Source organism: Enterococcus sp. C63 (assembly GCF_040887215.1).
GTDB classification, from domain to species: domain Bacteria; phylum Bacillota; class Bacilli; order Lactobacillales; family Enterococcaceae; genus Enterococcus_B; species Enterococcus_B hirae.
Genome location: NZ_JBFOFI010000005.1, coordinates 49,221 through 64,217, shown reverse-complemented (window position 1 = coordinate 64,217; position 14,997 = coordinate 49,221). Strand labels below are relative to the sequence as shown.

Here is a 14,997-nt window from a genome sequence, read left to right as displayed (position 1 = left end):
TCTCGTAACTATCAGTATTCGCGATAAAACAAATCATTTCTTGTGTCGCTACCGACTGAAATTGGCATTTTTCATAAAATCGGCGGGTTTGTTGTTCATTTTCTGTCAATAAAACTTTTTGTCTGACTTTTGGATAAGCTTGTACCATTTTTTCGATTAATTGTGTCCCAATCCCCATGTTTTGATAAGCTGGATGAACAAGCAAATCTTGAATGTAAAGAATTGTTTCGCCATCCCCGACACTACGGATCAATCCAATCAATTGTTGTTCGTCCCATACCGTTATCACTTTGAGAGATTGTTGGATTCCCAGAGCTAATTGTTGGATGTCCTTCGTATAGGCTGACCATCCTACAGCTGTATAGAGCGCGAACAATGCATCAAGGTCAATTTTTTTCTCTTCGCTGAATTCCATGTGCTTTCTATCCTTTGCTATATTTTTGTATGATGTAATCCGTCTCAATCTGTCGTTAACTCAATCAGATTTCCTTCAGGATCTTGGATAGCTGCTTCATAATAACCGTCGCCCGTAGTTCTTGGTCCACTGATCAGTGGAAAGCCATCTTTTACAAATGTTTCAGCAAATGAATCCACCTCTGTTTTTGTTCCCACTGAAATTGCTAAATGAGCATAACCAAAAGTATCGACTGCACGATCTGATAAAAAAGGCTTTGTAATCAATTCAATCCGACTTCCTGAGGTGAAATTCAGGAAGTAAGATTGAAACCGGGTTTTAGGATTCGTGTATTTCTCTGAACTTTCTGCAGCAAAATAGTTCTCATAAAACGCTCTCATTTTTTCTAAATCATTAACCCAAATAGCAATATGTTCAACTTTCATTTTGTAACACTCCTTCATATTTTCGTTATCTCTTCCTATCCTTTATACCATTTTCTCTTTATTTGATAAAGAATGATGTGATTATTTTGGCTTTTGCTCTTAGTGATCAGTTCACAAAAGAAATGGTGTTATCTGGTAAAAAGAACGCTATCATTCTGAAATATCTAAAGATATGCACTACTTATATAGTTTACACCTGCAAAAAAACCAAGGAAAACTTTATACTGACCGAAAAAAGTTAACTTTTTAATCCAACTTTTAACGTTCACTATAGTTTCTCTTGGCTCTTTTCTTGTCTGCTACATTTTATTGTATTCTCTGAATAAGCATTCTTTTAATAATTATAAACGATTTAATACTTCGTCTACATTTTTGATCATGACTGAGATTGTTCCATCTGGGTTATTAACAAATTCAATCAAATCTGGATTTCGGTAGACGTCTACAGGGACGATCAATTCGATTCCATTGGATAACTTGAATTTTTGTTTACCAAATTTTTTCTCAGAAATTTCTTGGACTTCTCTGACTGGCAAAGCTTCAGCAACAAATCCCTGTTCTTGGACTTCTTCTTGAAAAGCTAATTTCGCTGTGATATTTTCTTTGAAGACTTTTTCCGCAATCATTTCATGGTCTAGTCTGCCCTTTTCCTCGATCGTATCATAAACAGCCTCTTTTAAATCAGCCACTAGATCAAATTCTTCAGTTTCAAATTTTTTCCCTAAACTTTTAGCTACTTTTTGGATCACTTTGACATTCTCTTCTAATGAAGGCGCAGGAACACTTTCGATGACTCTCCCCGAAAAATAGAGTTCTTTTTTTCCAGAAAACTCATATTTTTTTTCAATCAATTCATAGGTTAAATCAGTTAACGCCACCGCAAACGCTTCATCTGCCTTTTGGGATTTTGCCCCCAATATCGCTCGATTCAAAATCAATTGATTGGCGATTCCTGTTTCGTCTGCCTCTACAAAATGTGTATAGGATTCTCGGTAATTGACTTTTAACAAAGCCACATACATCACCGTATCTACTTCATACAAAACAACAAAGACATCAGCGCTTGGTGCTTCTTCGCTTTCTTGATAGATCTCGAACCAGCGTTGAACGATCCCTTCACTTGCTGCTACAAAGTTTTCTTGACAGTCCTGGACTTGTTTCGCCATCATACTTTCAGGTGACAGCTGTCCTGTTTTCGTTTGTGCAGAAGAAATTTTTTGGATTTTCTTTTGTAAAAAATCTCGAATAAACTCTTTAGTCAGATCCAATTCTTGTTGAGAAAATACGGGTGATCCCGTTTCACGATCAATAATATGCATAATTGCTTTTTTTAAATAAATATCCATGTTCTCATTCCCTTCTGGTTTAGTTTACGGAAAATCAATACAAAATACCAGAACGAAAATCATTATTTTCCTTTTTTTGAAAAAAATAATTGTATCCTAAACAAAATGGATTCCTTTTTTGAGAAAATGCGCTACACTTAAAAGTGAACTAAAAATTAAGGAGTTGAGAATATGGATTCATTAACAAATACGTATCGTTTATCAAATGGTTATGAAATTCCGATTGTTGGTTTTGGTACTTGGCAAACACCGGATGGCGATGTCGCAGTTTCTTCAGTCAAAGAAGCGCTAGCTGCAGGTTATCGCCACATTGATACAGCACAAGGTTACAAAAACGAGGAAAGCGTCGGTCAAGCGATCAAAGAAAGTGGGATTCCCAGAGAAGAGATTTTTCTAACAACAAAACTTTGGAATGCCAATCACAGTTATGACTTAGTGATGTCTTCGTTTGAAGAATCACTACAAAAATTACAAACAGATTATATTGATCTTTTCTTGATCCACTGGCCTAATCCTGTGGCTTTCCGTGACAATTGGGAAGAAGCAAACGCCCAAACTTGGCGAGCTTTTGAAGAGCTGTATGAAGCTGGAAAAATCAAAGCCATTGGCGTCAGCAACTTCTTGCCCCATCATCTGGATGCGTTACAAAAAACAGCCAAGATCATGCCAATGGTCAACCAAATTTTCTTAGCTCCTGGTGAATTACAACCAGCAGTCGTTGACTATGCCAAAAAACACGAAATGATCCTGGAAGCTTACAGTCCACTTGGCACAGGGAAAATTTTCGATGTACCAGAGATGCAGGAAATTGCCAAAGCCCATCAAAAGAGTATTGCTCAGGTTGCTTTACGCTGGTCCTTACAACATGGTTTCTTGCCTCTGCCAAAATCAGTAACTCCTAGTCGGATCAAAGAAAATGCTGAACTTTTTGACTTTGAACTGTCAGAAGAAGAAATGCAACAAATCGATCAATTAGATGGCGTAGTTGGTAAAGCAAAAGATCCAGATACTACCCAATTTTAATTTAAGGATGTTTGATAACAATGACTCCGATTGAACGTTTAGAAAGGCTCTCAGAAGAAATCACTCGTACTTTTCATCCTGATTTTATCTTTTTGATCGGACCAGACAAGATCCAACACTTCCCAGCACGTAACTGGTCCCATGATCAAAAAATTCAAGAGCTAACCAACCGTTTCGATCATTCGCTAATGGTTACGACTTGGCAAGGACATGAAGTGATCTATTCACCTGAACTGTCTGTCTTTGCTTTGATTCCTTGTTCCAAAACAACGTAGCTGACTTCAATGATCGTGATAAGCCGATACACACTGAGTTTTTCTTGCCGGTGTCCTATCGGCTTATCTTTTGATATACACCTAAAAAGAGGAAACATTTCTGTTAAAAACAAATATTTTCCTAAAAAAATGCGTATAAATACATACATATCTAAGTTTTTTTCGTATAATCCTTTTCATTTCATCTTTTTTTTCTTATAATCGAAAGGGTATGAGCGAAGGAGAGAACATATGAAGAAAAAACAAAAACAAAAATTACTCAATCAATTCCGTCCTTCTTTAGATGGAATCAGAAGTCAATTATTTCATTCTTTAGAGGATGAAAGTCTACGTCGTTACGGCTTACCTTTACAAGTCATGCTTGATCCGAAAGACCGCCACATCTTAACGATTGGACTTGCAGGAAAAACAAATGAAGATACTCGCATCAATGTCCCGATTGATGATAATTTCACAACTGTCTTAAAACGAATCCGTTCAGGAGAAAAAGACATTTTTGAACGCTTCCGTGACAACTTATTGATTGAAATCGTTTCTTATTGGAATGATCAACGTCTTAAAAATGATGAACCAACTGCTCAAGAGGTTTCTACACCTGTTGCTGAAACAAAAGTTGCTGACTCAAAACCTGTGGAATCACCTAAAACAGCTGAAGTATCAAAAGCGGAAACAACTGAAAAACAACGCTCAACTGAAACTGCCGCTTTGAATTTCGCTGATTTTTCAAGCGCAGTAGCGGAATATCCAAAATTTTATGTAGAAAAAGAAGCTGATGCAGCAGTCATCTATGAGAAAACCTCAGATGAACCACGTAAATTAGCTGAAATTTCAATGACAGCAGAAAACCAATTTACAATTGAAAAAGCGTTAGAACGCAAATACAAAGTGAAACTGACATTGATCCCATTGATCGAACAGTTTGCTGCAACAGCTATTTCAGAAAGATAACCAGTTTCACAAATCTATCCACCGCATCAAAAAACGGCTTTTTGTCAAATGATTCCGGTAATGAGAAATCATAAAATGTTAAATGAGCAGAAAGGCAATTGCCCTCTGCTCATTTTTTTATAGTAAAATATTTTTTCTATTACTTTGAATCACCAAAAGTTGTCAATAATCTTCACCAATCTTAAAAAAGATAGAACCAAAAAACCAAGCGGTCTCTTCCCCTTAGTTTATTGGTTATGTTTTTCCAGCTTACCCATGTGCATGATAAAAGACGTTTAGTTCATAAGCGACACCAGATAGGATCACTGCGAGTAAAAGGACTAAAAGTCCTAAGACTACTTTTTGCTTTTTAGAAAAAAGAGGCCTTTTCTTTTCCAGTTGCCTTACTTTTAATGGCGAATCTGCCGAGATAAAAGAGAAACAAACAACATATGACAATAAAACTACTACTGCACTTAACGAAAATCCAGCTAAAATATCACTTGGATAATGGACTCTTAGATATAATCGAGTTGCTGCAATCAGCAATGGATAGCTGATAAGATACCAAGCAACTCTTCTGGTATCCTGACGACTCCAAATAATACTTAACGATAAGATAATTGTTAGGAAAAGCGCAAAGGATAATAAAGAATGTCCACTAGGAAACGAGTAACTCGTACGTATTTCCAATTGTGAAACGGCAGGTCTGATTCGTGCAATGAGCTTTTTTAGAATATACCCAAAAAAACTAACCGCAAAGATATTACAGATATTCCAAATCGCTAACAAATGGTAATTCTTTTTCCAAATATAAAAAGCAAAAAGAAAGGCAAAACATAAGGTCGGACCAATCGTTGCTAACTTAGCAAACAAACGAACAATCGCTGTTAGTTGTGGAAAATTAGGTAAATCGATCTTTGTATAAACCGCTAAATCTAGTGTTTCGAACCATGGAGGATTGATTTTTACGCATAAAATCAATCCAATCAAAAGGCATAATGGAACGATTGATAATTTCAGTGCTTTTTGTTGATAATCACTCATAAAACTTTCACTTACTTTCTAACTTCATCTGACTAAACAAATGACTTATTCTACTTTTTTAAAACCTAAAATCATACCTAATCCGCCTCCCATGATCAACAAGGAGGTTCCTCCTTGACTTAGAAAAGGCAAAGGAATTCCTGTTAAAGGCAGTAAACCAATCGAAGCGCCGATATTTTCTACGATTTGAAATAATAGTCCAAATACGAGTACTACCGCTAGATATAGATTTCCTTTATTGTTTGTCTGTATCGCAGTGTAAATAACTTGGTAGAAAAGATAGAAATATAGAAAAACGACGGTCACGCTACCTAAAAAACCAAACGTTTCGGCAATTACAGTAAATACCATATCTGATTCACGTACTGGTACATAGATTGGTGGTATTTCAGCTGGTCGTCCACTAAATCCACCTGCACTAACAGACAATAAGCTTTGTGATTGTTGGTATCCGATCGATTGACTGTAAGCAAAAGGATCGATCCAAGCTCTCACCCGGTCTAATTGATACGTCTTAAAGTTCAGACTATAAAGGATCTCATTACCGTATTTCGTAAAAACTAGACAAATCAATATGACCCCAATAATAAATAAAAAACTAGCACATACGGCCAAGATCTTCCAATGGACCCCTGCAATCATGAACAGAGCCCCCAAACAAATAATAAATACCAAACTTGTCCCAAAATCTTTTTGCATATACATCAACAAGAAAGTTGGTAAACTGATCAACAGAACTTGAAAGACATAGATCAGATCCGTTTTCACGGTACGTTCACTGACTTTCTTTTCATAAAGCAAGGTGAAATAAACGAGAACTAATGCAAAAGTCAATTTAACCAATTCAGAAGGTTGAAAAGTAAAACTACCAATCCTCAGCCAACGTTTCGTATCGGTTAATTGGTACATCACCGGATCATAAAATTTGTAGAGCAAACTCATAATTGCTAATGAAATAGCATAAAAATAAGGAGACAATCGTAACAATAACGCTGTCTTGATTTTTTGTGTCAGTAACAAAAGTCCTAATGAAGCAATGCAAAAGATTACTTGTTTTAAAACAATAGTTTTATAAGGCACTTGGTCGTAGACTGCTGCTCCATATTGCACACCGATACTTAATAAATAAAAGAGAAAAATCGGCAAAAATAACGCATAATTAAACTCAAAAGATTTTGATTTCACACACAACACCTCTTAAACGAAAGTTTTCGTAACCAGAATTTCTCTAATCTTCTTATCAAAACATCCGTTATCAACTAGTATCCATTTTGCCATCCTTTCTATTAGGCAAAAGGAGTCACTTTCACATGAGGAAAAATAAAAGTAGCGTGATCAAAATGTGCTGTGATTTATTTTCAAGTAAGTGGTGTAAATATCCAACTCCAAAAAATAAGCCGAAAATTCACAAAAATCAGCAAAGATTTTTAGAAGTTTCGGCTTATTTGTTAAAGTTGCGTACATCAACAACTATCTCATCGTGTGAGTTTTGACACTAAACAACGTAAAGATTTCTCTTAGCTATCTTATGAAGAGCCTTAATTCGACAATTCCTGTTTTACACATTGGCGTCTTTCGACGTTTCTGCGCAATAGCCTATGTTTGTTTAGGAGCCTCGCCTAACAAGTATTAAATTTGAAAAAAGTATATCCTTTAACGAACAATTTCACAATAGCATCCCGTAGAAAGTTCGCAAAAATTTAGTCATATTTAACCTTTTCCTTAATTTTACCGGCAATTAGCAAAAAAAGAGAGCTTTTGACTAGGAATAATATGAATAAATATAATAAATATATAGTAGCTTTTTATCCATTCTGCTGTTATCCCAATCAGTCTCTCTTTTTTATAAATACTTATTTTTTACGTAATTGCATCAAAAATTTTCTAGCTACGTCCTGATTCATTCCTTCGGCTTTTCTTAGAAATTCAGCGACTTGTTCAATTTCAGTTCCTTGTGCCCCGACTGTGATCGCTAAGGCTCTAGCTTGAAGCGACATATGCCCCTTTTGGATACCGTCTGTCACTAATGCCCGCAAAGCAGCTAAATTTTGTGCTAAACCGACGGCAGCAATGATTTGAGCTAATTCTTTTGCTGATTCAATCTTCAACATGTCTAGTGCAATCTTTGCTTTTGGAAGAATCCTAGAAGCCCCTCCAACTGTTGCCACTGCCAAAGGTACCGTTAATTGTCCAACTAACTTATTTCCAATCATTTGCCAGTCTGACAGGCCTTGGTAAGCACCATCTTTCGCAGCATACGCATGAACGGCAGCTGCACAAGCTCTCGTATCGTTTCCAGTAGCAAGAATGACAGCTTCGATGCCATTCATGATCCCTTTATTATGTGTTGCTGCCCGATAAACATCTAATTTAGCATACTCGGAAGCTTGTTGAATTTTTTCAGCAATTCTCTTTCCTGCTTCAATCGTTTTTCCCAATCGCTCGAAGGGAATCTCACAACTAGCTGTTACTAATGATTCTGTTGCGAAATTGCTTAAAATACTAAACAAAATCTCTTCTTTAGGAAACCAGGAACGTATTTTCTGGGCGACACCTTCTAAGATAGCGTTGATGATATTAGCTCCCATCGCATCTTTTACATTAACCAAGAAATCGATCGATAAGTAATCCAAATTATTGCCCTTAAAGTTTCTTGTTGCGATTTCCTGCACTCCACCACCACGTCTCACGATCGAGGGATAACTTGCATTCGCACATGCTAGTAGTTCATCTTGTCTGGCGATGACAGCATCAGTTATACCTCGATTATCCAGTTCCCCTGATAGTACAATCTGACCACGCATCAGGCGTTGTGGTGTAATTGCTGTAATGTCTCCACATATTTTTGCACCGTTACTGGCTGCAGCAATTACAGACGGTTCTTCTGTCGCCATCGGTACTTGCCTTTTGATTCCATTGATTTGAAAATTAGGTGCAATCCCTAGAGGAATCTCAACTTGACTGATTTGATTTTCAATCAAATGATTGGCTACTTCTTCAGAGAGTGTTCCTACTTTTAATTCATCAGCTTGTGATTGACTGATGATTCCTTCACTAACCAACTGACTCCGACGTTGTTCAGGCGTCAGTTGATAAAACTTTTTTTTTTGGTCACTTGATTGTTCCGTTTCTAGATTTGCTTCAAGTAACATGGCTAGTCCTAAGCCTCCACCAATACATAAAGAAGCCACACCATATTGTTGGTTCATTCGTTTCAAGCCATAACTTAATGTTGTCAAAATACGAGCACCACTTGCACCAATCGGATGACCGAGTGCAATGGCACCACCATCTACATTGACTTTTTCTTCAGCTAGTTTTAAGTTGCGATTGACCACGATCGATGAAGCCGCAAATGCTTCGTTGATCTCAAAACGATCGATTTGATCAATAGAAATTTCTGCTTTTTTCAATAATGTTTGGATTGCTGAGATAGGTGCAATTCCCATGATGCTCGGATCAATCCCAATTTCAGAAACAGCTTTGATGGTTGCAAGATAAGGAAGCCCATGTTTGATCGCATATTCTTTTGAAGCTAAAATCAATACCGATGCTCCATCATTTAACGGAGAAGCATTTCCTGCTGTCACAGTCCCATTTTCGGAAAAAACAGTTTTCAAAGTCCCTAATTTTTCCAGTGTACTATTCCCTCGGATGGCTTCGTCTTTATCCATGATTCTTTGATCAGGTAAAGTAACGGGAATAATTTCTGCTTCAAATACCCCGTTTTCACTAGCTTGAGCTGCTTTTTTTTGTGAGTTGAGCGCATATTGATCTTGTTCTGTTCTCGTAACGGAAAATTCGTTCGCTACTTTTTCAGCAGTTAAGCCCATATGTGCATTTGAGAACGCATCTGTCAGCCCATCATTGACCATACTTGAGATCGGCTCTTCATAAGTTGCATTTTCTGCTTCATATTGCTGAAGCAGTGGCGCACGTGACATGCTTTCAGTGCCTCCTGCGACTACTAGATCAGCTTCACCTAACTGAATCAATTGGCGAGCCAAAATAACCGCCTTCATTCCTGAGCCACATACTTCGTTGACTGTCATGGCAGGAACCTGAACAGGGATACCACTATTGACAGAAATTTGTCTGGCAACATTCTGACCATTCCCCGCCTGTAATACATTTCCAAATATTACTTGATCGATGTTTTCTTTATGGATACCTGTTTTTTCTAACAGTTCTTTTGTAATGATTGTTCCTAATTCTACAGCAGAAAAACTGCTTAAACTGCCACGATACTTTCCAATTGGCGTTCTCGCAGCATCTATAATAACGACTTCCTTCAAGTCAGTCACCTCCTAGAAAAATATACCATTGTTTATGCTAAAAACAAATACCTCACTACAGCTTCAAAAAAATCTAGGAATAAATTTTACAAATCCTTAAATATTCGCTTTTTTATATTTCTTTTAATCTTTTTATGATACTTTAGTAAAGTAAGTTTTTTTATCATGAGTAAAGAGGTGTTGAAATGAAAGTAGGGATTGATCGTCTTTCCTTTTTTATTCCAAATTTATATTTAGATATGACAGAGTTAGCTGAACGTCGGGGAGATGATCCTGCTAAATACCATATCGGTATTGGCCAAGATCAAATGGCCATCAACCGAGTGTCAGAAGATATCGTGACTTTAGGAGCAAATGCAGCTACTAGGATCGTCACAAATGAAGATCGCGAGCTGATTGATATGGTTATCGTAGGAACGGAATCTGGCATCGATCATTCAAAGGCGAGTGCTGTAATTATCCATCATTTATTGAAAGTCCAACCTTTTGCTCGTTCGTTTGAAGTAAAAGAAGCTTGTTATGGTGGAACTGCTGCTCTCCACATGGCAAAAGAATATGTAAAAAATCATCCAGATCGAAAAGTTTTAGTGATCGCTAGTGACATCGCCCGTTATGGTCTAGCTAGTGGTGGAGAAGTGACACAAGGTGTGGGTGCTGTCGCTATGATGGTTACCAAAGATCCACGAATCATCACTATCGAAGACGATAGTACTTTCTTAACCGAAGATATTTATGATTTTTGGCGTCCTGATTATGCGCAATACCCAGTGGTTGATGGTCCTTTATCCAACTCCACTTATATCGAATCTTTTCAAAAAGTTTGGAATCGACATAAAGAGGTAACAGGATTTACTTTAGAAGACTATGATGCGCTAAGTTTTCACATTCCTTACACAAAAATGGGGAAAAAAGCCTTACAAAGTGTCTTGGATCAGACAGATGAAGAAACACAAAATCGCTTATTGACTCGCTATGAAGAAAGTATTCGTTATAGTCGGCGAATTGGTAACCTTTATACTGGTTCTCTTTATCTAGGATTGATTTCTCTTTTAGAAAACTCACAAGTGTTAAAATCAGGTGATCGAATTGGCTTATTCAGCTATGGTTCGGGTGCTGTCAGTGAATTTTTCACAGGTTACTTACAAGACGGCTATCAAGATTTCCTATTGACTGAACTACATCAAGAAATGTTAGAAGGTAGAGAAGCTGTCACAGTCGATCAATATGAAACAATCTTCAAGGAAAAATTACCTGAACATGGGGAAACAGCCGAATATTCTTCCGATGTACCATTTTCAATCTATAAAGTTGAAAATGATATTCGTTACTACAAGTAACCATATGAGATAACTGCCTGATTGATTTAATAGGTAATCAAAAATGTTTGCAAAAAAGCAACTTTTGACATATAGCTACAAAAAGCAGTAAAACAAAAAATAGCGGCTTGCAATTACTTTTGTCAACATTGTTGTGACAATAAATAACTGTAAGTCGCTATTTGATTTTCTATCCTATTACATAAACTATATGATGCTTCTTAATGTTTAGAACCATTTTTTGAATAGTATATAATATAAAGTTTGATATTCTGATTTTTCTCTTAATGATGTTTGATCAATCATCACCCATAACAATTTTTTTTCAGGTGATCGGTCACTTGGAACCGGATTGACTAACTCTTTATCCCAAAGTTGAGTGGCTAATGACGTAATTCTTTTTTTGAGATCCTCTTTGGCATCATTTTTCAAAGCTAGGTTTTCTAATCCAAATTGGGTTACTACCCAACGATTGGTCGATTGCGTAGTATCAACGATCCCTTCAGAAGAAATGAAGCGGTTTTTAGGTTCTGCATGATAAATTTCAACGATATCACCTATTTTCAATGATACATTTTCTTCACCAGTAACAGACTCTATGCCTTCGATCGTTTTTTCGTATTTCAGTTCTCCTGTACTACTTTTGACCATTACTTTTACATAAGTTTCATTCTCATAACGATAATGAGGTCTCGAATGCGTAACTGAAACAATTGCTTCTTGAGTATCACTGTTCTTGTTTGTTCTAAATGTAAATGAGCCAAACTTCCTGTCATTCACTCCATGAAAATCAATGACTTGGCTATCTTTTACTTCGTCCAACGTAATAACCGCATGATTTGTTGCTTCTTTCACGTAAACATAACTATTCTGTGGGATGAAATACATCATTTGATTTCCAGAGAATTCTGCACAATAGATGCCATTAGGAATGTTTTTAAAAGTGACTACTCCTCCAGTGATTTCTTGAGTAGCTATTTCTTTCGCTCCATCTTTTAAAGTTATTTTGGTACCTTTTAATAGGTTTAAATCTTTCAAACTTAATTCAATCGTAAGATCACCTTTTAGATTTAGCGCATCAATCTCCTTGTTTTGTACCATCTCAAAATTAGAATTGATCAAATAAGATGGGTCGACTAATTCACGCGCACGTGCCAACTCACTTTCTGGTACGACATCAGCTAAAGAAGCGACTGCCGGATAACCATGCTCACGATTTTTTTGGACTTGTACTTGATCAAGCGTCAATCCCCATTTCTCTAAAACACCTGAAAAATCTAGTTGACTATTTTCACTATAGATACGATTCATTAAATCAGGTAATGGGTAATCGTTGCGATTAAAATCTGGTTGATTAGCTATTTTACGATATTCCTGATACATCTTTGTAAACGAATCATCATTTGCTTTTTGTTTTAACATTGTTAATAAAATTAATTTTTCGCGCAGATCAGCATCAGCATAAGTTCCATTCTGATTGATTAGCTTTTCGTATAGTGCGTTTTCTACCTCTTCTTTTTTACCATAATTAAATAGCCAACCTTTTTCATCTGCTTCTTTTCCATAGTTAAGATATTGATACTGCACACCAAATAAGTTATTCGAGACTTCTCCTGTATACATCCCTATGTTATCGAAGCCAGCTTGATAGCCATGTGCAATTTCATGCAACACTTTCCAACTGTCTTCAGTTAACCAGCACTCGACTGTGCTATAGCTATTTGCTGCCCATTCTGAAGAATAATAAGCACCGACACCTCCGTTTTTATCTGCTTTCAAGAAAAAGCGATTCACTCCATTTTGATTTTCTTTAGACGAGTTATCAAAACCAGCGATTTGATTATAATAACCAAACAATTCGATGTAGTGTTCGATCAATTCATCTAAGGAACGGTAATCTTTCAAGTTTCTTACTTTTTCTTTATCATTTTTAGGAACAAGTAATTGAAAATCTGGTCCTTTAATCAAAGCATATTCAGCATCGAACTTGTCCCACATTGAAAGAAACATAGTATCATCTCCATGATAATTATAAACTGGTAATGGTTTAATACGTTCAGAAGTGACGATTTCATATTCAATCTGAGCAGCTTCTTCTCCATATGGCGTATCAATAAACGGAACTAAAGGATTATCTGCACTTATACTTACCCATTCTGAATCAACTAAGATACTTTTTTCGATACTTGAGGCATTACCTAACAATCTCAATCTTAATTTATTTTTGAATTGTTTATTTGTTTGTCTAATCCTCAATTCAACATTTTCTGGCAAGATAAATCCTAAATCCTGGCGATCATGATTTTTTCCTTTATTCATCCCTGCATTGAAGATCCAAGTTGGTTCAGGAATACTAAAAATCTCTTTTTTAATTACCTCTTGCGCCTGAACATTCGTAGAAAACAAACAACCAAAAAAAATAACACTGATAACCCTATCAAAAAAATCTTTTTCAAACAAAAAACCTCCTGTTATGTAATTTTATACAAATTGCCATTTAATCAAACAAAGCAATCGTATACATTTAAGTATAAATAAAATAGTCAACAACCACAATAAAAATTATACTTTCACTTCAATTAAACTATTTTTTTAAAGAAATAATTAAGATGCAAGCTATAATTTTCCAAAACAAAAATTTCAATGATTTGTTATTTTATAAAATAATAAAAATGATTTAAAACAGTTAAGAAAACATAAGGTCAATATATCTGACAACTCATTTTTCTCCGTTTATTATTTTAGAAAGATAACCAACAGTCAAAAAATAGTTTTAGGCCGATTTCTTAGAGTGAATTGTTAAGACACAAGCAAATATAAGTGTTTTGTCTTTTACGTTAATTTTCGATTACTCCATTAGCCACAACAAAAAAAGACTGAGCCAATCTGATATGCTCCCCCTATATAGGACACTGAAATAATAAAAGTCCTGTATAGGAGGAGCATATCACAACTTGCCTCAGTCTCTTCTCATCATATCTCTAAAGACGGATAAACGGTGTTCAAAAAGTCATTCCTCGTCAATCCGTCCTAAGAGATAAATCGTTTTTCTCTATATTCTTAGAGTAAACAAAACTAGTCATGCCCATTTGGGGTCACTCCTTCTTGATTAGTAGTAGCCGATAGGTAAACATCGTTGTACTAACAATTTTTTCTTTTGGGTCAAAATATTTTTGAATATACTCTTTAAAAATTGTTTCTTCTAGATATTCTTGATAATAAGCTCTCATAAAATCTTCCGTAATTTCTTCTTTAAACGTATACGTAAATTCTTTTCTTTTATAGGACCATTCTTCATCTTTTAAATAAGTTTCCAATTGATCCATTATTACTGGTGAAGTCACAGCATCTTCTTCGAAAATTCCTAATTTTTTTTCCAACGATGTAAACAGATCTTCTTTAGAAGAGACAACTCTTAGGATGACACAATATTTTTTCATCTTTGTTAACATTCTACTTAACTTTACGGAATCGTCTAATGCCGGATTAGAAGCAGAGAAAATAAAATCATACGTTTTTCCATTTTCCAGAAATTCAGAAAAAGTCTGTTTCATTAGATGAATGTTTTCCCTCCCCAATCTAGCTGCTTCTTCAGTAGCAAACTTCAACATTTCATCCGAAAAATCTATCAATTCATATGTAGTTGCTTCTTTTGACATCGCTAGATAGCGTCCAGCGCCACCTGCTACATCCACTATTTTCTCAGTTGGTAATGCAGCTTCTTTTTTTAGATACTCAATGACATCTCGGACAATTGTTTTGTCTGATTCTTTTTGATTCATGTAGTAATCGCTTGCAAAGGCGTCCCATTCTTCTTCGTTCATTTTCATTCCTCTATTTCTCTATTTTTATATCACTTTTTCACTTTTCGGAATAAATAATATACTGACTAATTCATAACCAAAACCTACCTGCTCTTAGGCTTATC

The 14,997-nt window shown here is 35.9% G+C and carries 11 protein-coding genes, 1 pseudogene and 1 riboswitch; of the genes and pseudogenes, 4 read left to right on the top strand and 8 right to left on the bottom strand.

The features are described from left to right. Window positions 1-25 precede the first annotated feature (25 nt). The 3 genes and pseudogenes from AB3H90_RS08740 to AB3H90_RS08730 all read right to left on the bottom strand — a co-directional run. A pseudogene (locus AB3H90_RS08740) lies at window positions 26-415 on the bottom strand (GNAT family N-acetyltransferase); the annotation flags it as partial. 44 nt (window positions 416-459) lie between these two features. After that, on the bottom strand, window positions 460-840 hold the full coding sequence (locus AB3H90_RS08735) for a VOC family protein (RefSeq protein ID WP_368016579.1): 381 nt from the start codon (window positions 838-840) through the stop codon (window positions 460-462). Between the two features lie 341 nt (window positions 841-1,181). Next, window positions 1,182-2,186: a nucleoid-associated protein gene (locus AB3H90_RS08730; protein ID WP_010719596.1), complete on the bottom strand. Its 1,005-nt coding sequence runs from the start codon at window positions 2,184-2,186 to the stop codon at window positions 1,182-1,184. 171 nt (window positions 2,187-2,357) lie between these two features. Here AB3H90_RS08730 and AB3H90_RS08725 point away from each other — a divergent pair, with 171 nt between their 5' ends. From AB3H90_RS08725 to AB3H90_RS08715, 3 genes are all read left to right on the top strand, one after another. After that, window positions 2,358-3,209 (top strand): aldo/keto reductase, encoded by an 852-nt coding sequence (locus AB3H90_RS08725; RefSeq protein WP_034700247.1) that lies wholly within the window; start codon window positions 2,358-2,360, stop codon window positions 3,207-3,209. A 20-nt stretch (window positions 3,210-3,229) separates the two neighbouring features. Beyond that, window positions 3,230-3,484: a hypothetical protein gene (locus AB3H90_RS08720; protein ID WP_010719598.1), complete on the top strand. Its 255-nt coding sequence runs from the start codon at window positions 3,230-3,232 to the stop codon at window positions 3,482-3,484. A gap of 231 nt (window positions 3,485-3,715) precedes the next feature. Next, window positions 3,716-4,432 carry a hypothetical protein gene (locus AB3H90_RS08715; RefSeq protein ID WP_034867500.1) on the top strand — a complete coding sequence of 239 codons (717 nt, stop codon included), beginning with the start codon at window positions 3,716-3,718 and terminating at the stop codon, window positions 4,430-4,432. Between the two features lie 249 nt (window positions 4,433-4,681). Here the strand turns inward: AB3H90_RS08715 and AB3H90_RS08710 are convergent, their stop codons facing one another. The 3 genes from AB3H90_RS08710 to AB3H90_RS08700 form a co-directional block, all read right to left on the bottom strand. Continuing rightward, a complete protein-coding gene (locus AB3H90_RS08710; protein WP_094940771.1) occupies window positions 4,682-5,458 on the bottom strand; it encodes a phosphatase PAP2 family protein in 777 nt (258 codons plus the stop codon). Window positions 5,459-5,503: 45 nt separating this feature from the next. Then, window positions 5,504-6,643 (bottom strand): FtsW/RodA/SpoVE family cell cycle protein, encoded by a 1,140-nt coding sequence (locus tag AB3H90_RS08705; protein WP_010719601.1) that lies wholly within the window; start codon window positions 6,641-6,643, stop codon window positions 5,504-5,506. A 281-nt stretch (window positions 6,644-6,924) separates the two neighbouring features. Beyond that, window positions 6,925-7,092: riboswitch (M-box (ykoK) riboswitch) on the bottom strand. Between the two features lie 219 nt (window positions 7,093-7,311). After that, window positions 7,312-9,753, bottom strand: coding sequence for a hydroxymethylglutaryl-CoA reductase, degradative (locus tag AB3H90_RS08700; protein WP_368016578.1), 2,442 nt, complete (start codon window positions 9,751-9,753; stop codon window positions 7,312-7,314). A gap of 185 nt (window positions 9,754-9,938) precedes the next feature. On the opposite strand from AB3H90_RS08700, the gene AB3H90_RS08695 reads away from it, so the two are divergent. Then, entirely contained in the window at window positions 9,939-11,090 is a 1,152-nt protein-coding gene (locus AB3H90_RS08695; protein WP_010719603.1) for a hydroxymethylglutaryl-CoA synthase, read from the top strand. A gap of 207 nt (window positions 11,091-11,297) precedes the next feature. On the opposite strand, the gene AB3H90_RS08690 is transcribed toward AB3H90_RS08695, so the two are convergent. Together AB3H90_RS08690 and AB3H90_RS08685 are read right to left on the bottom strand one after the other, a co-directional pair. Next, a complete protein-coding gene (locus AB3H90_RS08690; RefSeq protein WP_368016577.1) occupies window positions 11,298-13,529 on the bottom strand; it encodes a putative mucin/carbohydrate-binding domain-containing protein in 2,232 nt (743 codons plus the stop codon). Between the two features lie 635 nt (window positions 13,530-14,164). Further along, on the bottom strand, window positions 14,165-14,893 hold the full coding sequence (locus AB3H90_RS08685) for a class I SAM-dependent methyltransferase (protein ID WP_368016576.1): 729 nt from the start codon (window positions 14,891-14,893) through the stop codon (window positions 14,165-14,167). Window positions 14,894-14,997 lie beyond the last annotated feature (104 nt).